Origin of the sequence: Achromobacter aegrifaciens (genome assembly GCF_902859735.1) — a bacterium.
In the GTDB taxonomy this organism is placed as follows: Bacteria; Pseudomonadota; Gammaproteobacteria; order Burkholderiales; family Burkholderiaceae_B; genus Achromobacter; species Achromobacter aegrifaciens.
This window is the reverse complement of the sequence record NZ_CADIJY010000002.1, coordinates 26,143-50,798: the sequence shown is the minus strand read 5'-3', so window position 1 is coordinate 50,798 and position 24,656 is coordinate 26,143. Positions and strand designations below refer to the sequence as shown.

Sequence of the window (24,656 nt, the reverse complement as noted above, 5' to 3'; positions counted from 1 at the left end):
ATGGCCTACGAGGCATTTCTTTCGCAGGACGAGGTTGATGCGCTGTTGGCGGGCGTCACCGGCGAAAGCGACAGCAAAGCTAGCGCCACGGACCCGAACGCCGGCGCCCGCGCCTACGACCTGAGTTCGCCCGAGCGCGTCGTACGCCGCCGCATGCAGACGCTGGAGCTCATCAACGAGCGTTTCGCCCGGCAGATGCGCCACGTGCTGCTGAACTTCATGCGCCGCAGCGCGGACATAACCGTAGGTTCGATCAAGATCCAGAAGTACGCGGATTTCGAACGCAACCTGCCCGTGCCGAGCAATCTGAACATGATTCAGATGAAGCCCCTGCGCGGCACGGCCCTCTTCACCTATGACCCGAACCTGGTGTTCCTGGTCATCGACAGCCTGTTCGGCGGCGATGGCCGCTACCACACGCGCGTCGAAGGCCGCGACTTCACCACGACTGAACAGCGCATCATCCGGCGCCTGCTCAACCTGACCCTGGAAAGCTACGGCAAGTCCTGGGATCCCGTCTATCCGATCGAATTCGAGTACGTGCGCTCGGAGATGCACACCAAGTTCGCCAGTATCACCGGCAACAATGAAGTGGTGGTCGTCACCTCGTTCCACATCGAATTCGGCGCGACCGGCGGCGACCTGAACATCTGCCTGCCTTATTCCATGATCGAACCGGTGCGCGATCTGCTGACGCGCCCGCTGCAGGAAACCACGCTCGAAGAAGTGGACCAGCGCTGGGCGCAGCAGCTCTCGCGTCAGGTGCGTAGCGCCGACATCGACGTGGTTGCGGAATTCGCCCGCATCCCCTCGTCGATCCGCGAACTGATGAGCCTGAAGGTCGGTGACGTCCTTCCCGTAACCGTGCCCGAAACCATAGTCGCCAGCGTCGACGGCGTGCCGTTGATGGAATGCGGCTACGGCGTCTTCAACGGCCAGTACGCCCTGCGCGTACAGAACATGTTTACCCACGATACAGAATCCAACGAGGCCTCTGACCATGACTGACAAGAACGAGCCCGGTACCGGCTCGTCCCCGGCCGACGACTGGGCCGACGCGCTCGCCGAACAATCCCGCGCCAATCCGCCCACCCAGGCCGACGGCCTGAAGCCCCAGGACGACTGGGCGGCCGCCATGGCCGAGCAGACCAGTGCGGCGGCACCCGCTGCCGCGCCGGCCCCCGCAGCGGCGGCGCCTGCCGCTCCTGCCGCAGCCGCCCAATCTGCCGCCCAATCCGTATTCAAACCCCTGGCCGGCGCCACCGGCGGCGCGGGCGCGGATATCGACCTGATCATGGACGTACCCGTCCAGCTGACGGTCGAGCTGGGTCGCACCCGCCTGACCATCAAGAACCTGCTCCAGCTGGGTCAGGGCTCCGTGGTCGAGCTGGACGGCCTGGCAGGCGAGCCGATGGACATCTTCGTCAACGGCTACCTGATCGCCCAGGGCGAAGTCGTGGTCGTGGAAGACAAGTACGGCATCCGCCTGACCGACATCATCACGCCGTCCGAGCGGATCAACCGCTTGAACAACCGCCGCTGACCCTGGCGCCATGGACGATACCGCCCTCCTGCGCGTCGTTGCCGGCCTGATCCTGGTCGTGGCCGCCATCCTGGCCTCGGCCTGGCTGGCGCGCCGCGCCGGGCTGACACAACGCGGCGGCGGCAACCTGCTGCGGCAGGTCGCAAGCCTGCCCGTCGGTCCGCGCCAGAGCATCGTGGTGGTGGAAGTCGAGAATACCTGGCTGGTGGTGGGCGTCGGCCCGAACCAGCTCAATACCCTGCATACCCTGCCCGCCGGCCAGTTGCCGGAGGCTTCGACCTTGCCCGCGGCCGCCTTCGCGGCCAAGCTGGGCCAGGCGCTCAAGCGCCGCTAGCGCCGCCGCGCCCTCCAAGCGACACCCATGAGTTTGCCCACAAGCACGACACCCGTCCGCGCCCGGCCCGGCGCGCTGCACCTGCTCGGCGCCGCCGCCCTGCTCGGCCTGGCCCTGTTTCCCGCGGGTGTCGTCGCGCAGGCAACCTTGCCCGCGCTGACCGCCACGCCGGGTCCGAACGGCTCCGAAACCTATTCGCTCAGCATGCAGACCCTGCTGCTGATGACGTCGCTGTCGTTCCTGCCTGCCGCGCTGCTGATGATGACGGGCTTCACCCGCATCATCATCGTGCTGGGCCTGCTGCGCAGCGCCATGGGCACGGCCATGTCGCCGCCCAACCACGTGCTGATCGGCCTGGCGCTGTTCCTGACCTTCTATACGATGTCGCCGGTGTTCGACAAGATCTACACCGACGCCTACAAGCCGCTGTCCGAAGGCTCGATCCAGTTCGAGGCTGCAGTCGAGCGTGCCGCCGCGCCGCTGCGCACCTTCATGTTGCACCAGACGCGCGAGAACGATCTGTCGCTGTTCGCCAACCTGGCCAAGCAGCCGGCGCTGGAAGACCCTACTCAGGTGCCCCTGCGCATCCTGGTGCCGGCGTTCATCACCAGCGAACTCAAGACCGCGTTCCAGATCGGCTTCACCATCTTCATCCCCTTTCTCATCATCGACCTGGTCGTCGCCAGCGTACTGATGGCGCTGGGCATGATGATGGTGCCGCCAGTGACGGTGGCCCTGCCCTTCAAGCTGATGCTTTTCGTGCTGGCCGACGGCTGGAACCTGCTCATGGGCTCCCTGGCCCAGAGCTTCTATCAATAACGCCTGGAGGAAAATCGCCATGACCGCCGAAACCGTCATGACCATGACCTACCAGGCGATGAAGATCGTGCTGGCGATGGCCGGGCCCTTGCTGCTCGTGACGCTGGTGGTCGGCCTGGTCATCAGCATCTTCCAGGCCGCCACGCAGATCAACGAAATGACGCTGTCGTTCATTCCGAAGCTGCTGGCCATGTGCGGCGTGCTGGTGCTGCTGGGCCCCTGGCTTATCGGCGTCATGGTCGACTACATACGGCAGCTGATCGGCCAGATCCCCATGCTGGTGTCCTGAGCGGCACCCGCCGCCGGACACCGGACTTCTCCCATGATCGCCTTCACGCTCGAGCAGCTCAACGGCTGGATCGGCCAGTTTCTCTGGCCGTTCGTGCGCATCCTGGCGCTCGTGGGCACCGCCCCGCTGTTCTCCGAATCGCTGATTCCCATCAAGGTCAAGGTCGGGCTGTCCTTCGTCCTGGCCGTCGCCATCAGTCCGGCGCTCGATCCCGTGCCGCCCATTGCGCCCGGTTCGTTTACCGGGCTGTGGATGGTCATGCAGCAAGTGCTGATCGGCATCTCGCTGGGCTTCACGATGCGCCTGGTGTTCGCCGCCGTGCAGACCGCCGGCGAATTCGTCGGCCTGCAGATGGGCCTGTCGTTCGCCTCGTTCTTCGACCCGGCTTCCGGCGCCAACACCGCGGTGCTGTCGCGCCTGTTCAACATCATCGCGATGTTGACTTTTCTGGCCCTGGACGGCCATCTGCTGGTCCTGGCTGCGCTGGTTCGCTCTTTCGACACCTTGCCCGTCGCCATGATCCAGTTGCATCAGAACGGCTTTGGCGTGGTGGTGGAATGGGGCAAGACCATATTCGTATCGGGCCTGTTGCTGGCCCTGCCCCTGATCTGCGCGCTGCTGACCATCAACCTGGCCATGGGCATCCTGAACCGCGCGGCGCAGCAGCTGTCAGTGTTCTCTATCGGCTTTCCCGTAACGCTCATCATCGGCGTCACCATTCTGACGGTCGTGCTGCCGCACGCCGGGCCCTTCCTGGAATCGCTGTTCGAATCTGGGCTCACGGCGATGAGCCGGGTCGCCGACGCTCTGGCGGGCAAATAGGACTGGACTGGTAGTGGTGGATGCCGGGCGGTGCGTGACACCGCCCGTTTCCGTTTACTGCTGCCCGGTAAGGCGGAACACCCGGATCGTCTCGCGCAGCGCGCCGGATTGGTTGCCCAGCTGCATCACGGCGCCACCCAGATCCTGAACCAGCGCGGTGTTCTGCACCGTCATCACGTCCATCTGCGACACCGCCGTATCCACCTGCTCGATGCCGCTGGACTGTTCCTGCGAAGCCTGCGAGATCTCGCCGATGATGTCGGTGACACGATGCACGGCGGCCACGATGTCCTGCATCGTCGCTCCCGCCTGCTCGGCCTGCTGGGAGCCCTCGGTCACACGTTCCACCGAGTCTTCGATCAGGCCCTTGATCTCTTTGGCTGCCTGCGCGCTCTTCTGCGCCAGGCTGCGGACCTCGCCCGCCACCACCGCGAAGCCCTTGCCGGACTCCCCGGCGCGGGCCGCTTCCACGGCGGCGTTCAGGGCCAGGATGTTGGTCTGGAACGCGATGCCTTCGATGATGCTGACGATATCGGCGATCTTGCGGGAGCTGTCCGAAATGCCGTGCATGGTGCTGACCACCTGCCCGACCGCCACGCCGCCCTTGCGCGCCACTTCCATGCTGCTGGCCGCAAGCTGGTTGGCCTGACGCGCGTTGTCGGCGTTCTGCCGCACCGTGGACGTCAGCTGTTCCATGCTGGCCGCGGTCTGCTGCAAGGACGCCGCCTGGCCTTCGGTACGACCCGCGAGTTCCTGGTTGCCGCGCGCGATATGCGCTGCGGCATGGGTCGTGCCTTCAATGCCGCGATACACGTCCTGTGCAATCCCGATCAGGCTCTTGCGCATCACTTCCAGCGAGAACTTCAAACTTCCGACTTCATCGTCGGAATCCGCCACGATCTGCGTGGTCAGATTGCCCGCGGCCACCTGACGCGCCATATTGGCGGCATCCACCATCGGATCCAGCAGCGAGCGCGACAGGCGCCAGCCCATGCCAAAGATGGCGATGACGCCCAGCGCAATGGCCGCGCAGCCAACGCTCGCGCCCAAGGTGCCCAGTTCCGCCCAATTGGCCCGCAGGCCGTAAATGCCCGCGCCAGCCATGATTGCGGATGACAGCAGCGCGTGGCGCAGCATGCGGCTGCGGACATTGCGCCGGAATGGAAATGCCAGCACGTCCACGCCGCGCCGCCAGCCCGCCCGCACGGGACGCCCGCGCAGGATGCGCACGCCCTTGGCCGTGCCCTCGCGAATTCGGGCATACAAATCCTCAGCCATTTCGATCTGTTCTTCGGAGGGGCGCACCCGTACCGAGGAATACGCCACGACCTCGCCGTTTTCGACGATGGGCGTTGCATTGGCCAGCACCCAGTAGTAACCGCCGTCCTTGCGCCGATTCTTCACCAGGCCCAGCCACGACTCTCCGGCCTGCAGCGTTTCCCACAGGTCTTCGTAGGCTTCGGGCGGCATGTCGGGATGGCGCACGATGTTGTGCGGTTTGCCGATGAGCTCTTCGCGGGAGAAACCGCTGACTTCGACAAAAGCCGGGTTCGCATAGACGATCCGGCCCTTGGTATCAGTACGCGAGATCAGGTATTGATCCTCGCGCAGCTTGGTTTCTACATTGTGGACGGGTAGGTTGACGCGCACAGCTTGCCTCCGGATACATCATGTCGAGCAGCGAATGGATATCGGCGAGCAAACCGGATCTGACGCCCCGCATAGACGTGTTCCCCCGCCAGGTTCGTCAGGCTCCGGGACGGCATGGCCCCGCATTTTCGAACACTGTTCACCGCCCTTTTCAGGCGTTATTGTTGTTAACGACCAAATTTTCGAAAACTTAACGTGCGCATGAATTTGCGCACACCAAGGCGCAAAGCATATGGACCGCGACCGCGCATCAGCGCGGCCGCGGTCCTGTTACTGACGTCAGACGACGGGCATCAAGCCTGCGTCAGCGTCGGCGCGGCGTAACCGCCTGACAACTGGTGCGCAGGAACTTCGATCACTTCGCCCGTGTTGATCTTGAACACGGCCACTGCTTCGGCCAGGCGCTGCGCCTGCTCCTGCAGCGAACCCGCGGCCGCGGCCGCCTCTTCCACCAGCGCCGCGTTCTGCTGCGTCACCTCGTCCATCTGCGACACGGCACGGTTCACCTGGTCGATGCCGCTGGACTGCTCTTCGGAAGCGGCCGAGATCTCGCCCATGATGTCCGTCACGCGCTTCACCGAGGCCACGATCTCCTGCATCGTGGCACCCGCACGCTCTACCTGCTGCGAGCCCGCGCCGACCTTGCTCACCGAATCCTCGATCAGGCCCTTGATTTCCTTGGCCGCCTGGGCGCTGCGCTGCGCCAGCGAGCGAACCTCGCCCGCCACCACGGCAAAGCCCTTGCCCTGCTCACCCGCGCGCGCTGCTTCCACCGCCGCATTCAGCGCCAGGATGTTGGTCTGGAAGGCAATGCCATCGATCACCGACACGATCTCGGAGATCTTGCGCGAGCTTGCCGAAATGCCTTGCATCGTGCTGACCACCTCCGACACCGCCGAACCGCCGCGCTCGGCCACATCGGACGCGCTGGCCGCCAGCTGGTTGGCCTGGCGCGCATTGTCCGCGTTCTGCTTCACGGTCGACGCAAGTTCTTCCATCGAAGCCGCGGTTTCCTCCAGCGAAGCCGCCTGCTCTTCCGTGCGGCTGGACAGATCCGTATTGCCGGCCGAGATTTCGCGCGAACCCACGGTGATTTCGTCCACGCCGCTGCGCACCGCGGATACGGTACGGGTCAGGCTTTCCTGCATGCGCTTGAGCGCGGCGAACAACTGGCCGATCTCATTGTGAGAACGCACTTCCACGCGGCTGGTCAGGTCTCCGGCTGCAATCTTGTCGAAATGCTGGCCGGCTTCCACCAAGGGGCGCACCACCAGGCGGCCGAACACCAGACGCGCCAGAATCATCAGCAGCACAGCCAGGCCGACCGCGACACCCACCGCCACCATGGCGAGGTTGAAATTGGCTTCGGCCTTTTCGATCGTGGCTTGCTGCTGGTCACCGATGTACTTGCCAAACTCGCTGAGCGCCTCGATGAAGGCTGCGCTGCGCGGCGTGCCGTACTCGTTGTTCACCATGTAGAAGGTGGAATAGTCTTCGCTGCGCAGGGCTTCGACCATGGTATCCACGCCGTCGTCGATGTAGGAACGATAACGACGGACCAGGTTCATGGACAGCTGGCGGCCCGTATCGTCCTGCAGCATGTTCTTCTGGAAATCGGCGAAACGGCTGCGCACGCCGGTCAGCAGGTCCGTGGCGCCCTTCAAGGCCGCCGCGGCATCGCGGGCCGAGTTCTCGCCGCTGCCCCAGCCGGATTCCTGCAGGTGGCGCGCGGCGACCATCAACGCAACCCGCGCGCGCAACATGTCGCTGTTGATCACTTCGACCTGCTTCGAACGTTCGGTCAGTGCATTGACCTCGCGAATCGACTCATAGTTGTTCTGCAGGAAATACGCGGCCAGACCGCCCACCGCCGCGATCAACACGGCGAAGAACGCCATGACCCACAGCAACATGGTGCCGACGCGGGCATCGCGCAACCGCAGCTTGCGCTTCACCTTGGGTGCGCGCGCGGCCTTCTTCTTGCCGACCTTTCCGGACTTCGTACCGGACTCGAGACTCGCTTCCATATTATTTCCCCATCCCTCAGGAACTACTCTGACCAAATAAAAAACCACCCGATGGACATGCCTTGTTACACGAGACATGCACTCCGGGCGACGTACATCGCGGCTCGCGCCGCGATGCTCCCCGCTGGACTACAGGGCGCTATTTGCCCTGAGGCTGCAATCCGGCCGGTTCACCCGGACCCGGTATGTAGATGGTCTGCACCTCGGGGGCCGCGGCGGGCGGCGCCATGTCCTGACGCAAGTCAGGCATAGGCGCGGGTCCCAGCAGCTTCTGGCGTTCCCAGGGTTCCAGCAAGATATTGGTGCTGTCGACGAGGCGCAGCAGTCGGCCGTCCGGACCGAATTGCAGCAGCGCTTCCTTGCGGCTGTACAAGCCGTCCGCGACGAAGGTGATTTTGAAGGCCCAGAGCGCGAGCAGCGTACCGTCGGTCTGCTTGTAGAGTTTGTCGGGCGGGGCGGTCAGTGCACGTGAAGCCTCTTCCAGCGTCGTCTGCCCAGGGGTCAAGGTCGACAGCTTGTCCGGGTCGAAATTGTGCCCCGACGCCGCGCAGCCGACCAGAAGAACCGCCACCACGGCCGTCGCCAGAAGATGTATATAGCCTCGCATACCCTACCCATTTACCGGCAACGCCGGTGTCAGAAAGATTCCCAGTCGTCATCCGCAGGCGCTGATCGGCGGCCAGCCGTCGCGGCGGGCTTGGCCGCCGGTGCAGCAGCCGGACGTACCGTGGGACGGCGCAGCGGCCGCGCCGCTGTCGCCCCTTCAGCCGCAGCCGGCTTGGTCCGGGTGGAATGCGTCAAGCGCACGGCCGGCACTGCCTTGGTCTCCGCCGCGGGCGCGTCCGCCTGCACTGCGGGCGCGACCGGGGCAGCCACGCGCGCCGCCGGACGTTGACCCGCCAACTGATGCGCGGGGACTTCGATCACTTCGCCCGCATTGACCTTGAACACAGCCACCGCTTCGGCCAGGCGTTCCGCCTGTTCCTGCAGCGAACCCGCGGCCGCGGCAGCCTCTTCCACCAGCGCCGCGTTCTGCTGCGTCACCTCGTCCATCTGCGACACGGCACGGTTGACCTGGTCGATGCCGCTGGACTGTTCCTCGGAAGCGGCCGAGATCTCGCCCATGATGTCCGTCACACGCTTCACCGAGGCCACGATCTCCTGCATCGTCGAGCCGGCGCGCTCCACCTGCTCCGAACCCGCGCCGACCTTGGACACGGAATCCTCGATCAGGCCCTTGATTTCCTTGGCCGCCTGCGCGCTGCGCTGCGCCAGCGAGCGCACTTCGCCCGCCACCACGGCAAAACCCTTGCCCTGCTCACCCGCGCGGGCCGCTTCTACCGCCGCATTCAGCGCCAGGATGTTGGTCTGGAAGGCAATGCCATCGATCACCGACACGATCTCGGAGATCTTGCGCGAACTGGCCGAGATTTCCTGCATGGTATTGACCACTTCCGACACCGCCGAACCGCCGCGCTCGGCCACGTCGGACGCGCTGGCCGCCAGCTGGTTGGCCTGGCGCGCGTTGTCCGCATTCTGCTTCACGGTCGATGCCAGTTGCTCCATCGAAGCCGCGGTTTCCTCAAGCGAAGCGGCCTGTTCTTCCGTGCGGCTGGACAGGTCCGTATTGCCGGCGGAAATCTCGCGCGAGCCCACGTTGATCTCGTCCACGCCACGGCGCACCGCAGATACGGTACGAGTCAGGCTTTCCTGCATGCGCTTGACCGCAGCCATCAACGTGCCGATCTCGTTGGTCGAGGTCACGTCTACGCGGACGGTCAGATCACCGCCAGCGATCTTGTCGAAGCTGTCGCTGACAGCGCGCAAAGGCCGCAGAACGACACGATTCATGAACAGGAAGGCGCCCAGCCATACCGCCACGATCAGCACCGCCAACGCGGCGTACACAATGGCCATCGTCGCCGCCTGCGAGCGCGAGGACGACACCATCTCTTCGCTATAGGAGGTAATGTCTTTGGCGAATTCGCCCAGTTGTTTCGAGAACGCCCCGCTCGCGGCGCCGGCCCTGGTGTTTTTCAAATCCAGGTAAGCCGCCGAATCGCCCTTGTCCAACGCCGACATCATGGCTTGCAATGCGTCTGCGAAGCCGTTGAACGAGGAAAGAAGGTCACCCTCGGCGCTCTTGCCTACCGCCGTGGTCTTCGGGATGGCCTTGAAGGTCTCCATCTTCTTCTTGGCGTCGGCGACCAGCTGTTGCACCGTACGGGTGTTCTCGCTGGCGCCATTGGCGTCGCCCGTGGCCCGCTGCGCGGCAGCGATGTCGGCGCGTATGGTCGCGCGCAGCATCTGCGTGTAAGCGTCCTTGATCAGATTCGCCTGCTGTACGCTCAAGCTATCCAGTGCATTGATCGCCTCGGAGTTGGAACGCATGCTGTTCCAGCCCAGGACGATGGAAACCAGCGCGGCCAGCGCTACGGCCAACTGGGCAAGCATCAAGCCCGTACGCACCTTCAGATTGCTAAACATTTCCGTATATTCCGGTAGTCGTCCCGGCGGCACTCTTGCCGCCAGGCCGTAAATAGGGGGGTAGCTTTACTGCCTGTGCTGCGCTGACGGATCCCTCCGTCAGAAAGACTCCCAATCGTCATCCGCCGCAGGCGTTGGGCGCCGGCTGGAGGCTGGCGCCGCAGGCGCGGCATCCTTGGCGCTCGCCGGGCGACTGGCTGGCCGGCGTAGCGGACGAACGGTGGTGGCCGCTTCCGGCGCCGGCTTGGGCCGGGCGACCTGAGTCAGGCGTGGCGCAGGCGCCGCCTTGGGTGCAGGTTCCGCCGGCTGAGGCGCTTCAGCGTTAACGGGTTCGGCGGGCACCTTGCCTGCCGCAGCCTGCGGCTGTGTGGGCGGCGCCGGCATGCGGGGCGCGCTGCGTTGCGATGCCAATTGCTGCGCGGGGACTTCGATCACTTCGCCCGCATTGATCTTGAACACGGCCACTGCTTCGGCCAGGCGCTGCGCCTGTTCCTGCAGCGAACCCGCGGCCGCGGCCGCCTCTTCCACCAGCGCCGCGTTCTGCTGCGTCACCTCGTCCATCTGCGACACCGCGCGGTTCACCTGGTCGATGCCGCTGGACTGTTCTTCGGACGCCGCCGAGATCTCGCCCATGATGTCGGTCACCCGCTTCACCGAGGCCACGATCTCCTGCATCGTCGACCCTGCGCGCTCCACCTGCTGCGAGCCCGCGCTGACCTTGCTCACGGAATCCTCGATCAGGCCCTTGATTTCCTTGGCCGCCTGGGCGCTGCGCTGCGCCAGCGAGCGAACCTCGCCCGCCACCACCGCAAAGCCCTTGCCCTGCTCACCCGCGCGCGCCGCTTCCACCGCCGCATTCAGCGCCAGGATGTTGGTCTGGAAGGCAATGCCGTCGATCACCGACACGATCTCGGAGATCTTGCGCGAGCTGGCCGAAATGCCTTGCATCGTGCTGACCACTTCCGACACCGCCGAACCGCCGCGCTCGGCCACATCGGACGCGCTGGCCGCCAGCTGATTGGCCTGGCGCGCATTGTCCGCGTTCTGCTTCACGGTCGACGCAAGCTCTTCCATCGACGCCGCGGTTTCCTCCAGCGAGGCCGCCTGCTGCTCGGTGCGGCTGGACAGGTCCGTGTTGCCGGCGGAAATCTCGCGCGAGCCCACGTTGATCTCGTCCACGCCACGGCGCACCAGCGCCACGGTGCGGGTCAGGCTTTCCTGCATACGCTTGATAGCGCCAAACAATTGGCCAATCTCGTTGGTGCTGCGCACGTCGATGCGACCGGTGAAATCGCCGCCCGAGATCTTTTCAAAATGGTCGCCCGCTTCCCGCAACGGGCGCAGCACGGTCCGGCTGATGAACAGCCAGCAGCCCAATGCCAAGGCCAGGGAGATCGCCAGCATGACTATCGTGACCGTGCGCGAAACGCCGTGGGCCGCTTCGGCCTGCACCACCAGCTCATCGGTGCTGGAGTCGATATGCGCCAGCACGCCGCCGACCGCCTCTCTCAGAGCCGTGTTCGCCGCGCTTCCCGCGTCGTTCAGATCCAGGTAGTCCTGCACGGCCATGGTCGACAACGCGGCCGCCTGACGCCTGACCACGTCGCTGAACTGCTTGTAGGCGCCTTCCAGCTTTTGATTCAAAGCCTCCGAGCCTTCCAGGCGCGGTGCCTTGCGGTATGCGTCCAGCGCCTGGGCGCCTTCCTGCATCAAACCTTCCGCGCGCTTGGCCTGCGAAGTCGCCTGTTCGGTCTTTCCTTGCTGCAGATCCATCAGCGACGTCGCCAACAGCAAGCGGCCGCGCAGGAACAGGATGTAGGCCCGGTTCAGCTGCGAGGCCTGCGTGGAATAGGCGTCGTTGACCCGCTCCAGCTTCTCATTGCTCGAGTTCAGCCCCATCCACGCCACGCCATTTGAGATGAACATGGCGCCCGTGAAGAGCAGCAACACCAAAACGAGACAGGTGCGGACTTTCAAGTTGACAAGCATGGAATATCCGAGCGTTAAGCAATGTGAAACGACTATTTCCTACTCTGCACGCACACACGGACGCCCCGGCCCCTGGCCAGTAGCGTCCGCAAAGGCGCAACCCTACGCACCCGATGGCGCGTTTTTGTACCTACCGCATTGCTACTTGCGGCTGAACAGACTTGATCCCTGGATGGTCATGAATGCTGCCGACGCCGCTTGCAGCGCGACCTGGCGTAGCGCGAGCTGGCTGGCGCCTTGGTAGTAGTCCAGTTCTTCCAGATCAGACAGAGACTTCGAGTAAGACAGGCCTTTCTGCGTACCCGTGGAGTTCAGTGCGTCCAGTTCGTTCATCCTGGCGCCGACCGAAGCCTGCACCGTGAGAACGTTGTCGTAGGTGTTCGCCAGCTTCTTGTTGGCCGTCGCTAGTGCATTGTTCAGTTTGGCGGTCGCGACGGGGTCGCCAGCGCTGGGCGCGTCCAGCGCAGCGATGACATTGTCCAGGGTAGCGAACACGTCCATATCGATAGCCTGGACGCTATCGACGTTGATCACGTCACCCGCATTCGGGGCGCCCTTGATCGATACGGATACACCGCTACCCAAATTGATCGTGGCGCCGTCAGCGTAAGCTGCAGGCGACCCGGCCGCCGGAACAGTCGTGCTGGAACCATCGGGATTCGTCGTCGTGACCCGATACCCAATCTTTCCAGTAGCCACATCGGTTTCAAACTGCACCGCGAACTTCTTGCCAGCGTTGGCCGAGCCCGGCGTCACGGATGCCGAGCCAAACTCGGCGGTGCCAGTATTGGAGTCTGCCCCCGACGCGACAAAGGCTTGCGATCCCGGATTGGCGCGACCGAAAATATCCTTACCCAGATCGCTGGTGGACAGTTGGCGGCTTTGGTCAACCTGAATGGTCCGCTCACCTACCGAATTGCTATAGACGATCTTGCCCGTGGCGTCCTTGGAGTACGGTATCACGTTGCCATCGTTGCCCGAGAACAGATACTGGCCATTGCCGTCCGTCGTGTTCGCTAGACCCAACAGCGCATCGCGCGTGTTTTTGAGCGCGGTGGACAACGTCTGGCGGTCGCTATCAGAGAGCACACCGCCTGCCTGAATGATACGGGTCCGCGCTTCCTGCAAGGCGTTTGTCACCGCCGTCAAGGTATTGCCTTCCTGACCCAAATTCGTGTTGGCCGTCTGTCGGTTCATGCCATACGTATTGTTCATGCTCTGCGTCTGAGCCACGCTAATGGCCAACGCAGCGGCCAGGGGATCATCCGCCGGAGTCAGGTTCTTGCGTCCGCTACCGACCTGTTCAACCAGGCGGTTCATATCGGATTCCTGAGAGAGAACGCCCTTCAGGCCGTTCGAGTACATCATCGAGGTGCTCAGGCGCATGGTGAAGCTCCGAAATTTTCTTTATTTGTCACGATTCAACGATCCGATCAGCCGCGCAGACCCAGCAGCGTGTCGAACATGGTGCTGGCCACGTCAATGATGCGAGCACTGGCTTGATATTGTTCCTGGTACAGCGACAGGCTGACGTATTCTTCGTTCAGGTTGACGCCCGAGACAGCCTGCTGCGCCGCAGTCTTCTGCGTGATCAGGTTTGCCTGCGCGGTCGCCGCGGACTTGAGTTGAGCGGTTTGCACCCCAACCGTATTCACCACCTGGCCGAACATATCGTTCACGCTCATCGTGCCGTTACCAAGCACCTTGCTGTTCTGCAGCTGAGCCAGTTTCAGCGCGTTCTTGCCGTTGGCGTCACCGCCTTCTAAGTCGGCCGCCGCGATCTTGTAAGGATCGGAGATCAGAACGGTAAGATCGCGTGCCGCATCGCGCGTGGGTGCCAGCGACCATTTGTCGCCAGCCTGGGGCGGCGCGCTGATGGTCAGGGTCACACCCATCTCGCTGTCGAGATTCAGCGTGCCCGGCGTCCCGGTGGCCGGACCGTTGTAGACCTGCGAACCTTCCGGCATGCGCAGCACGCGGTAGTTCGTGCCGTCGAAGGAAATCTCGTATTCCTTGGCGTTGATGTTGTTCAGGTTCGTGAACTGACCCGAAAGCGACGCGTTGCTCTTGTTCTGCGCATTCGGTACGCCCTGCGGCGAACCGATGCCAAAGAAGTCCGTGCCGGGATTGCCGTTCTGGTCCAGGCCCTGCTTGTGCTGCTCGTTGAAGGACAGCGCCAGGCCGACGGCCATCTGACCCAGCTGGCTTTGCATGACATCCAGCGAAGTCGCGCGAAATTGCAACAGGCCGCCCAGCGAGCCGCCGGTCACTTCCGCATCATCCAGCTCCACGGCGACCGTCTTACCCGAGCCGGCCGGCAGCGTGTAGGCAATGGCGGTGCGTCCCGTATCCTTGGAGGAAGCCACCGCTTGCAGCGGATAGATGGTGTTGCCGGATAGCAGCGCCTGGCCACCGTTGGCCAACGTAATGTTGATCTTGTCGCCTTGTTCGTAGGTGGTGATGCCTACCAGCTGATTCAGTTCCATGACGGCCTGGTCGCGCTGATCCAGGAGATCGTTCGGAGGACTGCCGCCCGCCTTGCCCGTAGCCAGCGAGATTTGCTGGTTCAGATCGTCGATACGCGTCAGATAACTGTTGACCTGCTCGACCGTCGTGGTGATCTGCGTGTTCAGGCCGATGCGCTGGTTTTGCATCTCGGTGTAGGCCGAACGGATCTGGGTGGCCAGGCTATTGGCCTTGCCTAGCAAATCCTGGCGCGCGGCAGGGTCGGCAGGCTTGCTGGCCACCGCATTCATGCTGGTGAAGAAATTGGTCAGGCCCGGCGCGATGCCGACGGTGCGGTCGGCGAACAGGTTGTTGATTGCCGAAACCTGGTTGTATTGCGTCTGCAACTGGGCGCCACTGCCCTGAGCGCCGACCAGTTGCTTGTACAGGAAACTGTCGTAGCTGCGCACGACCGTGTCGACCTGCACGCCTCGGCCTATGTAGCCGTTGCTGGTCGCCTGGGCGCCGGCAGTCGAAACCATGACGCGCTGGCGGTTGTAACCAACCGTGGTGGCATTGTTGATATTGTGGCTGGTGGTGGCCAGCCCTGCCTGAGCGGCGTTCAGCCCGCCCAGCGCCAATTTATACATATTCATGCTGACAATGCCCCGTATTTAACCGCTGATATACCTGGATATCCAATTAACGGCAGGAGGTGATCCGAATTTAGAGTCCTTCCAACATCTGGCGAGAAATTTCCACCTTGGATGCCGCACCCCGCAGCTGGCTCATCACGCCGATCAACTTTTGCGCATACTGGGGATCCGTCGCATAACCCGCATCCTGGATCCGGCGCGCCGCCTCGATCTCGTTGCGGGCCTGCGTGACGCCCTCGTAGCGCGGGCTGTTGCCGATCAGACGGGCGTAATCCGCGAACGATTCCTCGTAGGACGCGTAGGCGCGGAAAGGTTGCGTCACCTTTTTCGCCACGCCGTCTTCGTATTCAGTAGTCAGTACGTTGACAACCTGCCCCTTCCAGCTGGATCCCGCCTTGATGCCGAACAGGTTGTAGCTGGTGCTGCCGTCCTGGTGCTTGATCTCGCGCTTGCCCCAGCCCGACTCCAGCGCCGCCTGGCCCATGATGAGGCGGGCCGGCACGCCGCTTTGCTGGGAAGCGAGATTGGCTGCGCGCGACATCTTGGATACGAAGGCGACCACGTGGTCGGGCGCGCCTTCCGCAGCGGCCAGCGCCCGGTTCTGCGCGCTGTTATTGCGCATCACATTCAGCAATGCCGACACTTCGCGCGAGCCAGCGGCGCGGAAGTCGAGGTCCGCGCCCTCTCCCAGGCGCTTGACCGCATCCGCGCCCAACTCGCCGGGCTTGCCCTGCTGCATCTGTGCCAGAATGGCGCCGGACAGGCCGATGCCAGGCGACGCCAGATGCAGGGCCAGCTGCTCGTCCGCCATGGACTGCAGCATCTGCGTCTGCTGCGAGTCGAACAGCCCTTCCTTGGGCGTCGCCTCGCGCATGCGCTTGACCATCATCTGCAGGAACAGGGCCTCGAACTGCTTGGCAACCTGTTTCTGCTGCTCGGTCCCCTCAGGATCCTTTTTGACATCGCGCTTCAGGTCAGACAGGCGGCCCATGTCGAAAACCGAATCCTGCCGGCTGGCGCCGCGCGCCGCATCATTGGTGTACGCCATGGCCGTCAGATGATTTCCAGTTCGGCGCGCAAGGCGCCGGCGGTCTTCATGGCCTGCAGAATCGCCAGCAGGTCCTGCGGCGTGGCGCCCAGGGCATTCAAGCCCTTGACCACATCCGCCAGATTGGCGCTGGTGCTCACGCGTTGCAGGGAACCGTTCTCCTGACGCACCTCGATCTGCGTATTGGGTACCACCACCGTCTGCCCTTCGGTGAAAGGCGTGTCAGGCTGCGATACCTGGTTCTGGCGATTGATGATGACCGACAGATTGCCGTGGGCCACGGCGGCTTCTTCGATCATGACGGTGCGGTTCATGACGACCGAACCCGTGCGCGCATTGATGATGACCTTGGCCACCGTGGGCGCGCGCGCCACCTGCAAGTCTTCGAGCTGCGACAGGAAGCGCGCCTGCGAAGCCTGATCCATCGGTGTGCGCACCTGCACCACGCGTCCGTCCAGCGCAGTGGCGGTGCCTTGGCCGAACTTGCGGTTCAACGCCATGGCCACATTCTGCGCCGTGCCGAAATCGGTATTGTTCAGTTCCACATAAACGTAGCCGTCACGCGCGAACGTGGTGGGCACGCCGCGCTCTACGATGGCGCCCGCGCTGATGCGCCCGCCATTCAACTGGTTGATCTGCACGCTGGAGCCACCGGCGGAGGCGCCCGCGCCGCCCACCAGGATGTTGCCCTGGGCGATCGCGTAGACCTGGCTATCGGCCCCCTTGAGCGGGGTCATCAGCAATGTGCCTCCGCGCAGGCTCTTTGCGTTGCCCATGGACGAAACCACCACGTCCAACGTCTGGCCCGGACGGGCGAAAGCCGGCAGCGTGGTCGTGACCATGACCGCGGCCACGTTCTTCAATTGCATATTGCTGCCGGGCGGAACGGTGATACCGAGCTGCGACAACATATTGGTCAGACTTTGCTGCGTGAACGGCGTCTGCCGCACCTGGTCGCCGCTGCCATCCAGACCCACGACCAGGCCATAGCCGATCAGCTGGTTGCCCCGCACGCCCTGGATCGACGCCAGGTCCTTGAGCCGTTCGGCGTGCGCCGCACCCGCGCCGGCCATCAGCCCGACCGAAATGCAGACGCGCGCCAACAAGGACACCAAGGCGGATATCGGATTCGGTTGTTTCATGTTCAGAACGGCGAAGCGATCAGGAAGAAGCGTTGCAGCCAGCCCATGGTCTGGACTTCGTCCATGACGCCTTTGCTGCGGTACTCGATGCGGGCGTCGGCCACCTGCGTGGACGACACGGTGTTGGTGCCGGTAATGGAGCGCGGATCGACTACGCCGGAGAAGCGCACAAATTCGCTGCCCCGGTTGATGGCGATCTGCTTTTCGCCCGCGACCTGCAGGTTGCCGTTGGACATCACCCCCACCACCGTGGTCGTGATGGTGCCGGTAAAGGCATTGTTCGCCGTGCTGTCGCCCTTGCCCTGCGACACATTGCCGCCCTTGGCGTCGGTGTTCAGGTTGGCATTGGCCCAACTATCCATGAAGGACGGCGCGGCGGCGATGCCCAGGGAAGCGCTGCCGCTGCGGTTGGTGTTGGTGGCGACGTTCTTGGAAGCGTTGGTCTTTTCGTTCAGGACGATGGTGACGATATCGCCCACGTTGCGCGGCCGGCGGTCCTCGAACAAGGGATAGTTGCCGTAGGTCGTCGGCTGATAGATCGAGCCCGTGGGCTGCGCCATGGGCGTGGGCGGCGGCGGCGGCGCCGCCGTCGTCGGCCCGGTCACGATGGGCTCGGGCGGGATCATGGCGCAACCGGCCACCAGCATAGCCAGGGCCGCACTCGATACCAGGCGCAGGACAGACATGGACATCACAGTTGGGTCAGGCGGGCCAGCATTTCGTCCGAGGTCTTGACGGCCTTGCTGTTCATTTCGTAGGCGCGCTGGGTGGTGATCATGTTGACCAGCTCTTCAGCGACGTTGACGTTGGAGGTTTCAACGTACTTCTGCATGATCGAACCGGCGCCGTCCACGCCAGGCTGCAACAGGTTGGCGGGTCCCGAAGCGTCGGTCTCCAGGTACAGGTTCTCGCCGACGCTCTGCAAGCCGGTGGGGTTGATGAACGTGGCGATCTGCAGCTGGCCGATCTGCACGTTGATGCCAGCGGCGCCGGGCTGCGTCACCGAAACGATGCCGTCGTTGCCGATGGAGATCGACAGCGCATTGTCGGGGATGTTCATCGGCGGCTGGATCACGTAGCCGCTGACGGTCGTCAACTGGCCGTTCTGGTCGCGTTGCAGTGCGCCGTCGCGGGTGTAGGCCTGGGTGCCGTCAGGCAGTTCGACCTGCAGGAAACCACGGCCATTGATGGCGATATCCATCTCGCTGCCGGTGTTGTTCAGATTGCCGGCGGTGTGGATGCGCTCGGTCGCGGCCACGCGCGCACCGGTACCCAGTTGCAGGCCCGACGGCAGCTGGGTAGCGTCGCCGACTTGGGCGCCAGGCTGACGCAGCGTCTGGTACATCAGGTCCTGGAACACGGCGCGACCACGCTTGAAGCCATTGGTCGAAACGTTGGCCAAGTTGTTCGAAATCACGTCCATGGAAGTCTGCTGACCTTCCAGACCCGTCTTGGCGATCCACAACGAACGCATCATGATGAAGTACTCCTGGTGCCGCGGCCCTGCCGCGCGCAAAAAATGTTTCTAGTTCAGTCGCCGTATCACGCGCTTACCGACAGGATGCCGTTGGCGCGCTCGGCGTTGCGGTCCGACTGCTGGATCACCTGCATCTGCTGCTCGAAGCGGCGGGCGTTGGCGATCATGCCGACCATCGCCGCCATCGGATTGGTGTTGCTGCCTTCCAGCACGCCCGACAACAGCCGCAGGCTGGGGTCGGCAGGCACCGGAGGCGCGGGTTGGCCATTGACGGGCGCCATGCGGAAGACGCCATCGTCGCCGTGCACCAGCTGCTCGTTCTGCGGGCTGGCCAGTTTGATCCGGCCCAGGTTCAGGATGTTGTTCGGCGCGTCGCCTGCGCCGATGGCGGTAATGGTGCCGTCCGCGGTGATGGTCAGCGCGGCCTGGTCGGGCACGTCGATGGGGCCGCCCTGGTCCGACAACACGGGTTGGCCCAACGAGGTCTGCAACAAGCCATTGATGCCGACCTGCAGGCTGCCGGCGCGGGTGTACGCCTCGCCCTGCGGCGTCTGCACGGCGATCCAGCCACGCTCGCTGGACAGCGCCACGTCCAGGTCCCGGCCCGTGGTCTGCATATTGCCCATCTGGAAGCTGTTGCGCGGCGTGGACGCCACCGTCGAAACACGCGTGGGCAGACTCGTCCCATCCGTGACCGGCACGGAGCGGTACAGCGCGATCTGCTCGCGGAAACCCGCCGTGTTCACGTTGGCCATGTTGTTGGAAAGCGCGGCCTGATGCTCGGTGATGCGCGCCGCGCCATTCATGGCGGTGTAGATGATACGGTCCATTGCCTATTCCGTCGGTGTCGTCTCGTGCCTGCCCGGCTTACTTCAGATTCATCAGGACTTGCATGATTTCGTCCTGGGTCTTGATGGTCTGCGAATTGGCCTGGTACGTGCGCTGGGCGATGATCATGTTGACCAGTTCCTTGCTCATGTCGACGTTGGACGACTCCGTGGCCTGGCCCACGACCTTGGAGAGGCCGTTGGTGCCGGGCTGGCCCAGGATGGGCTGGCCGGAGGCGGAGGTTTCCGTCCAGGCGTTGTTGCCCACGGGCTGCAGCCCCTGCAGGTTGGAGAAGTCAGCCAGCACGATGGTGCCGACGACCTGAGTCTCGCCGTTGGTGTAGCTCGCCACTATGCTGCCGTCACCACTGATGTTGATGCCGCTGAACTCGCCGGAAGCATATCCGTCCGGCTTGGCTACCAGCTTGTAGGCGCTGCCGAACTGTGTGGTGCCGGCGTAGTTCATCGCAATGTTGATCGGATCTGCGGGCGTGGTGCCGCCGCCCGGGTTGGCGAAGGACAGGTTGACGACAGGTGCGCTGGTCATCACGCCGGCCTTGTTAAAGGTGAACTTCTGCGGGTTGCCCCAGACTCCGCCCGCTTCGGTGGTCGGCGCCATGGCCTGCCCGTCGATCGTGTAGTAAACGTCGTACGTGCTGGTATCCGCAGTAGCTGCGGGGCGCTTCACGAAGTACTGCATGACCTGATGGGAATTGCCCAGCGAGTCGAACACCGTCATCGGCGAGGCGTTGGTATAGGTGTTGGACAGCTTCGGGTCGAACGGCTTGCCAGTTTCGACGACAGCCGCCGTGTACTCCGTGAACGCCCCCATCTTCGACAGATCACCGCTCGTAATAACTCCGCCCGCGCCCACGGTTACCGTTTCCGTACCGACGGTGAAGGTGGAGCCCGCGGCGGGCAGCCCACCACCGGCGGGCTCAGTATCCTCCAGTTTGGCGGTACCCGTGGCATCTCGGCTGAAGGTGTACACAGTGCCAGGCGCCGTGCCCAACGTGACCCTTCCAAGGACGGGTGCCTTGGTTTGCGTATCCGTTTCGTAGATGACTTTCGCGTTGGCATCCAGGTTGGCCACGGTGGTGCCAGTGGAAGTCGCCTTCGGTGCCACGTTGGCAGTAGGCAACTGCAATTCCACCGGATTCGCACCCACGGAGCCCGGCGGATAACCCGTCAGACGATAGCCCTGTGCGTTGATGATGAAATTGTTCTTGTCGACCAGGAATTCGCCGTTGCGGGTGTACATCACCGCACCGCTCTGGTCGGTTACGCGGAACATGCCCTTGGCGCCGTCAATGGCGATGTCGTATTCGCCGCCGCCGCCGTTCACCGTACCCACGGTAAAGCGCTGGTTGATGGCCGCAACCTTCACGCCCAGGCCGACGCGCGAACTGGCGTAAACGTCGGCGAACGACGCGGTGGCGGACTTGAAGCCGACCGTGCCGGAGTTGGCGATGTTGTTGCCGATGACGTCCAGGTTCTGCGCTGCGGCGTTCAAGCCGCTCAATCCTTGTCCGAAACCCATGTTTGTTCTCGCTAATCTTTAACTAGGGGAAGCCGCCGCCCTTGCGCCGGCACCGATACATTGCGCCCGCTTCAGGCGCCGATCACCTTGCGCACGTCCAGCATGCTGGTCTGGCCTTCCAGGCCCAGATCCAGCCTCAGGCCTTCAGTGGAGTACGCCACGCTCTTGACCTGGCCGTAGCTCAGGACTTCCGCATTCACCTTCTTGCCATCGGCATCCGTAGCCAGGACGGACACGGTGTACGCGCCCGGTTCCAACACAATGCCGTTATCGTTCTTGCCATCCCAGGACAGCGTGTACACGCCGGGCTTCTGGTCTGTCGTTTCGATCGTGCGCACGACCGCGCCATTGGCGTCGGAAATGCGGATCTGCACTTTCTGGGCATCGCCCTGCAGGTCCAGACCGTAAGGCGTGACGACGCGGGCCTCGGGATTTGCCGCATCCACGCCAGACTTGATCTTGGAGCCGGGAATCAGCACGCCCTTGCCTATCATGGCCACGGCATTCATCGACTGCGACACGTCGATCTGGCCGCTGATGGCGAGCATGGTGTTCTTCAGGTTGGTGATGCCTTCCACCGTGGAGATCTGCGCCAGCTGGGAGGTCAGCTCGGCATTCTGCATCGGGTTCAGGGGATCCTGGTTCTGCAGCTGCGTGACCAGCAGTTTCAGGAACTGGTCCTGCAGGCCTTGCGCCGTGCTGCTGCTATTGGCGCCCGTTTGAGCCAGGCCCAAGCCGGTCTTGCTCGTCGATTGGTCGATAGTGGTCATGGATTAACTGGTTCCGGAAATTAGGACTGGCCGATGGTCAGGGTCTTCTGCATCAGGGCCTTGGCGGTGTTGAGCACTTCCACGTTTGCCTGGTAAGAGCGCGAGGCTGCGATCATGTTCACGGTTTCGGCCACCGGGTCGACATTGGGCATGCTGACGTAACCCTGCGCGTCGGCCATGGGGTGCTGCGGGTCATAGACCTGCTTCAAGGGTGACTGGTCTTCGACCACGCCAGCCACGCGCACGCCGCCGATTTCCTGGCCCAGCGCCTGGCCGGCCGGGGGATTCACCTGGAACACGACCTGACGGGCGCGGTAGGGTTTGCCGTCGGGGCCAACCACGCTGTCGGCGTTGGCCATGTTGCTGGCCGCCACGTTCATGCGCTGCGATTGCGCGCTGAGCGCCGAACCGGCGATATCGAAAATGCTCAACAAGGACATTGCCTGCCGCTCCCTTTAAAGAATCATTCCTGAATTGCGGCCATCATGGTCCGGATACGGCCAGACAGCATCTGCATCGTGCTTTGGTAATGCAGCGTGTTATCCGCGAACTGCACGCGTTCGATGTCCATGTCCACCGTGTTGCCATCCATGCTCGGCTGGTACGGCAGGCGGTACAGGAGTTCCGTCGGACCTTGCGATACGGCCTTGGCCGGAATATGGCGAGCGGCAGTCAGCGTGAGCGCGGTGTCGGGCAGGCGTTTCGTGCCTTCCATGGCGTTGGCCATGGCCGTCTTGAAGTCGAAATCGCGCGCCTTGTAGTTGGGCGTATCGGCATTGGCGATGTTCGACGACAGCACTTCCTGGCGCTGCGCGCGCAGTCCCAGGGACTGCTGGAAGAACCGAAAATCTTCATTAAGCCTGTCTAGCATCGGGGCGCCTTGGTGCGTTGCAATTCAGATAAAGCCAGGGACGCCGGACAGACCGTTATCCCATTGGATGACGGCATCATAGGGGCCGGGGGCTCAACACAATCAGCCAAATAACCCGTCATTTCTCATCCAATTCACGTATTGCCGAATGCCGCGGACTTCTACAATTCCTCCATCATGAAAATATCCGCACTCCGACTCCGCGCGCGCGCAGGCTGCCTGGCAGCCCTGCTGCTGCCCCTGGCCGCCGCGCAGGGGCAGGAAGCCGCCGTCCAGGCACCCGAGGCGATCGCTCTTGCCGCACAAACCTATCTGCTGGATCAACTGGCCGGCCTTCCAGGGCAGCCCTCGATCGCGATAGACCCGCCGCGCGCGGAACGCCTGGCGCCTTGCGACGCCATGTCCCCGTTTATGCCCTCGGGTATGAAACTGCGTTCACGCATGACGGTCGGGGTGCGCTGCAACGCGCCCAAGCCCTGGACGGCGTATGTCCAGGCGACGGTGAGCGTGCCGGGCCACTACTACGTCGCCGCCCGCATGATTGCTGCGGGGCAGGCCCTGACGCCGGACGACCTCGCTCCAAGAGACGGCGATTTGGTCTCCCTGCCCCCTGGCGCGATTACAGATCCGCAAACCGTGGTGGGCATGTCGGCCGTGCACCGGATCAATGCGGGGCAAGCGGTGCGGGGTTCCGGATTGCGCAACGCACAATCGGTGGTGCGCGGCGCCAACGTCCGCATCAACGCGCGCGGGAAGGGCTTCGTCGTCAGCAGCGAAGGCCAGGCGCTCGACAACGCCGCACCTGGCGCAACCGTGCAGGTCCGCACCGCAGGCGGCCAAGTGGTCAGCGGCGTGGTGCGCAACGCCGGCCTGGTGGAAATACAACTGTAATTGTTGTTACATGTCGCATTGCACCAACACGCCGCCTGCCCCTAAAGTTCCGTCCGGCCCTGCCGTTACTGAGGCATAAGTAGGCGAAACCGTCGCACAACCGACCCAGGACGCCCTGCGGAGAAAATCTTGAAGATCAATTCGACCACCAACCGCCCCCTATCGGCTGACGCCGTCGCGCCCCGCGCCGACTCGGCGGTTGCCCAGGCCTATGGCGCCAGTAGCGCCAGCGGCTCCAGCAGCTCGCAGGTGGCGCTGAGCTCGGCGTCGCGCAAACTGTTGGCGCTGCAGGACGGCTCCAATGACATCAACGTTGAACGCGTCGCCGCCATCCGTGCGGCAATCGCATCGGGTCAGTTGAAGATCGACACCGGCCGCATCGCGGACAGTCTGATTGCCAGCGCCCGCGATTTGCTGAAGTAACCCCGAATCTCCCGAGTCCAACAGCATGACCATGAGCACCGTCGAATCCCTGCAATCCTGCATGCGCCAGGAAGATGCCCTGATCACCGAGTTCTCCGCCATTCTGGAAGAAGAGACCGAGGTGCTGGTGGGCTTGGGAAGCGTCGGCACACTGCAGGAAATCACCGAGCGCAAGGGCGACGTCGCCCGCAAGCTTGTGGACCTGAGCCAGGTCCGGGACTCCCTGCTCGCGGAAATTGGCCTGCCCGCCGGGCACACCGGCACCGAGCAGGCGGCTGTTCTGCACCCGCAACTGTCCGGCGTCTGGCAGGCTTTGCTCAGCAAATCGGCATCCGCCAACGAAATCAACCTGCGCAACGGCGCGCTCATCGACGTGCATCTGCGCTACACGCAGCAGTCGCTGGACGCCCTGCGCGGCTTGGGCGCGGCGGGTGGCACCGTGTCCACTTACGACGCCCGCGGGCGTGGCGCACGCAGCGGCCCGGGCCGCAAGCCCATCGTGGCTGGTTGAACCTGGCTGGATGGGTAAAGCGCGCCAGTTCGCGCGCAAGATCCCACCTCGCTATCGAGCGCAACCCATCACATATTTGCGCAAAGCCACTGCAA

Annotated in this window: 25 protein-coding genes; 9 read left to right on the top strand and 16 right to left on the bottom strand. The window is 63.6% G+C overall.

Going from position 1 to position 24,656, the window contains the following annotated elements; translation table 11 throughout:
- The 6 genes from fliM to fliR are packed head-to-tail and all read left to right on the top strand — an operon-like array spanning position 1 to position 3,807.
- Positions 1-1,008 (top strand): flagellar motor switch protein FliM, encoded by a 1,008-nt coding sequence (fliM, locus tag HV766_RS06210; RefSeq protein ID WP_119452079.1) that lies wholly within the window; start codon positions 1-3, stop codon positions 1,006-1,008.
- Positions 1,001-1,543 carry a flagellar motor switch protein FliN gene (gene fliN, locus HV766_RS06205; RefSeq protein WP_175180793.1) on the top strand — a complete coding sequence of 181 codons (543 nt, stop codon included), beginning with the start codon at positions 1,001-1,003 and terminating at the stop codon, positions 1,541-1,543. The genes fliM and fliN overlap by 8 nt, the downstream gene beginning before the upstream one ends.
- A 10-nt stretch (positions 1,544-1,553) precedes the next feature.
- Complete coding sequence (gene fliO, locus HV766_RS06200) at positions 1,554-1,877, top strand: flagellar biosynthetic protein FliO (protein ID WP_054456686.1); 324 nt, start codon at positions 1,554-1,556, stop codon at positions 1,875-1,877.
- Positions 1,878-1,904: 27 nt separating this feature from the next.
- Positions 1,905-2,696, top strand: coding sequence for a flagellar type III secretion system pore protein FliP (gene fliP / locus HV766_RS06195; RefSeq protein ID WP_175180792.1), 792 nt, complete (start codon positions 1,905-1,907; stop codon positions 2,694-2,696).
- Positions 2,697-2,715: 19 nt separating this feature from the next.
- On the top strand, positions 2,716-2,985 hold the full coding sequence (gene fliQ / locus HV766_RS06190; RefSeq protein WP_008163193.1) for a flagellar biosynthesis protein FliQ: 270 nt from the start codon (positions 2,716-2,718) through the stop codon (positions 2,983-2,985).
- Positions 2,986-3,018: 33 nt separating this feature from the next.
- Positions 3,019-3,807, top strand: a complete 789-nt coding sequence (gene fliR / locus HV766_RS06185; RefSeq protein WP_054456684.1) for a flagellar biosynthetic protein FliR — start codon at positions 3,019-3,021, stop codon at positions 3,805-3,807.
- A 54-nt stretch (positions 3,808-3,861) separates the two neighbouring features.
- Here the strand turns inward: fliR and HV766_RS06180 are convergent, their stop codons facing one another.
- The 16 genes from HV766_RS06180 to flgB all read right to left on the bottom strand — a co-directional run bounded on the left by HV766_RS06180 (position 3,862) and on the right by flgB (position 22,736).
- Positions 3,862-5,457 carry a methyl-accepting chemotaxis protein gene (locus tag HV766_RS06180; protein ID WP_054456683.1) on the bottom strand — a complete coding sequence of 532 codons (1,596 nt, stop codon included), beginning with the start codon at positions 5,455-5,457 and terminating at the stop codon, positions 3,862-3,864.
- Positions 5,458-5,750: 293 nt separating this feature from the next.
- On the bottom strand, positions 5,751-7,484 hold the full coding sequence (locus HV766_RS06175; protein ID WP_054456682.1) for a methyl-accepting chemotaxis protein: 1,734 nt from the start codon (positions 7,482-7,484) through the stop codon (positions 5,751-5,753).
- 139 nt (positions 7,485-7,623) lie between these two features.
- On the bottom strand, positions 7,624-8,091 hold the full coding sequence (locus HV766_RS06170) for a hypothetical protein (RefSeq protein ID WP_054456681.1): 468 nt from the start codon (positions 8,089-8,091) through the stop codon (positions 7,624-7,626).
- A gap of 29 nt (positions 8,092-8,120) precedes the next feature.
- A complete protein-coding gene (locus HV766_RS06165) occupies positions 8,121-9,971 on the bottom strand; it encodes a methyl-accepting chemotaxis protein (RefSeq protein WP_175180791.1) in 1,851 nt (616 codons plus the stop codon).
- A 99-nt stretch (positions 9,972-10,070) separates the two neighbouring features.
- Complete coding sequence (locus HV766_RS06160; RefSeq protein ID WP_175180790.1) at positions 10,071-11,960, bottom strand: methyl-accepting chemotaxis protein; 1,890 nt, start codon at positions 11,958-11,960, stop codon at positions 10,071-10,073.
- Between the two features lie 141 nt (positions 11,961-12,101).
- On the bottom strand, positions 12,102-13,346 hold the full coding sequence (gene flgL, locus HV766_RS06155) for a flagellar hook-associated protein FlgL (protein ID WP_175180789.1): 1,245 nt from the start codon (positions 13,344-13,346) through the stop codon (positions 12,102-12,104).
- Between the two features lie 47 nt (positions 13,347-13,393).
- The gene (flgK, locus tag HV766_RS06150) at positions 13,394-15,061 is read right to left on the bottom strand and encodes a flagellar hook-associated protein FlgK (RefSeq protein ID WP_054456677.1); all 1,668 of its coding nucleotides are present in this window, start codon (positions 15,059-15,061) and stop codon (positions 13,394-13,396) included.
- Between the two features lie 70 nt (positions 15,062-15,131).
- Positions 15,132-16,109, bottom strand: a complete 978-nt coding sequence (gene flgJ / locus HV766_RS06145; protein WP_175180788.1) for a flagellar assembly peptidoglycan hydrolase FlgJ — start codon at positions 16,107-16,109, stop codon at positions 15,132-15,134.
- A 5-nt stretch (positions 16,110-16,114) separates the two neighbouring features.
- Positions 16,115-17,251, bottom strand: coding sequence for a flagellar basal body P-ring protein FlgI (locus HV766_RS06140; protein ID WP_119452088.1), 1,137 nt, complete (start codon positions 17,249-17,251; stop codon positions 16,115-16,117).
- A gap of 2 nt (positions 17,252-17,253) precedes the next feature.
- Positions 17,254-17,943, bottom strand: coding sequence for a flagellar basal body L-ring protein FlgH (locus HV766_RS06135; RefSeq protein WP_175180787.1), 690 nt, complete (start codon positions 17,941-17,943; stop codon positions 17,254-17,256).
- Entirely contained in the window at positions 17,943-18,728 is a 786-nt protein-coding gene (flgG, locus tag HV766_RS06130) for a flagellar basal-body rod protein FlgG (protein ID WP_054456673.1), read from the bottom strand. Before flgG ends, HV766_RS06135 begins: the two co-directional genes overlap by 1 nt.
- Before the next feature lie 65 nt (positions 18,729-18,793).
- A complete protein-coding gene (locus tag HV766_RS06125) occupies positions 18,794-19,558 on the bottom strand; it encodes a flagellar basal body rod protein FlgF (protein ID WP_054456672.1) in 765 nt (254 codons plus the stop codon).
- A gap of 37 nt (positions 19,559-19,595) precedes the next feature.
- Positions 19,596-21,095: a flagellar hook-basal body complex protein gene (locus HV766_RS06120; protein ID WP_175180786.1), complete on the bottom strand. Its 1,500-nt coding sequence runs from the start codon at positions 21,093-21,095 to the stop codon at positions 19,596-19,598.
- 71 nt (positions 21,096-21,166) lie between these two features.
- Positions 21,167-21,865 (bottom strand): flagellar hook capping FlgD N-terminal domain-containing protein, encoded by a 699-nt coding sequence (locus HV766_RS06115; RefSeq protein WP_054456670.1) that lies wholly within the window; start codon positions 21,863-21,865, stop codon positions 21,167-21,169.
- Between the two features lie 20 nt (positions 21,866-21,885).
- A complete protein-coding gene (gene flgC / locus HV766_RS06110) occupies positions 21,886-22,305 on the bottom strand; it encodes a flagellar basal body rod protein FlgC (protein ID WP_054456669.1) in 420 nt (139 codons plus the stop codon).
- A gap of 23 nt (positions 22,306-22,328) precedes the next feature.
- Positions 22,329-22,736 carry a flagellar basal body rod protein FlgB gene (flgB, locus tag HV766_RS06105; protein ID WP_054456668.1) on the bottom strand — a complete coding sequence of 136 codons (408 nt, stop codon included), beginning with the start codon at positions 22,734-22,736 and terminating at the stop codon, positions 22,329-22,331.
- Positions 22,737-22,913: 177 nt separating this feature from the next.
- On the opposite strand from flgB, the gene flgA reads away from it, so the two are divergent.
- The 3 genes from flgA to HV766_RS06090 all read left to right on the top strand — a co-directional run bounded on the left by flgA (position 22,914) and on the right by HV766_RS06090 (position 24,561).
- Entirely contained in the window at positions 22,914-23,627 is a 714-nt protein-coding gene (gene flgA / locus HV766_RS06100) for a flagellar basal body P-ring formation chaperone FlgA (RefSeq protein ID WP_125473406.1), read from the top strand.
- Between the two features lie 129 nt (positions 23,628-23,756).
- Positions 23,757-24,050 carry a flagellar biosynthesis anti-sigma factor FlgM gene (gene flgM, locus HV766_RS06095; RefSeq protein WP_054456667.1) on the top strand — a complete coding sequence of 98 codons (294 nt, stop codon included), beginning with the start codon at positions 23,757-23,759 and terminating at the stop codon, positions 24,048-24,050.
- Between the two features lie 31 nt (positions 24,051-24,081).
- Complete coding sequence (locus HV766_RS06090; RefSeq protein WP_054456868.1) at positions 24,082-24,561, top strand: flagella synthesis protein FlgN; 480 nt, start codon at positions 24,082-24,084, stop codon at positions 24,559-24,561.
- Positions 24,562-24,656: the final 95 nt, after the last annotated feature.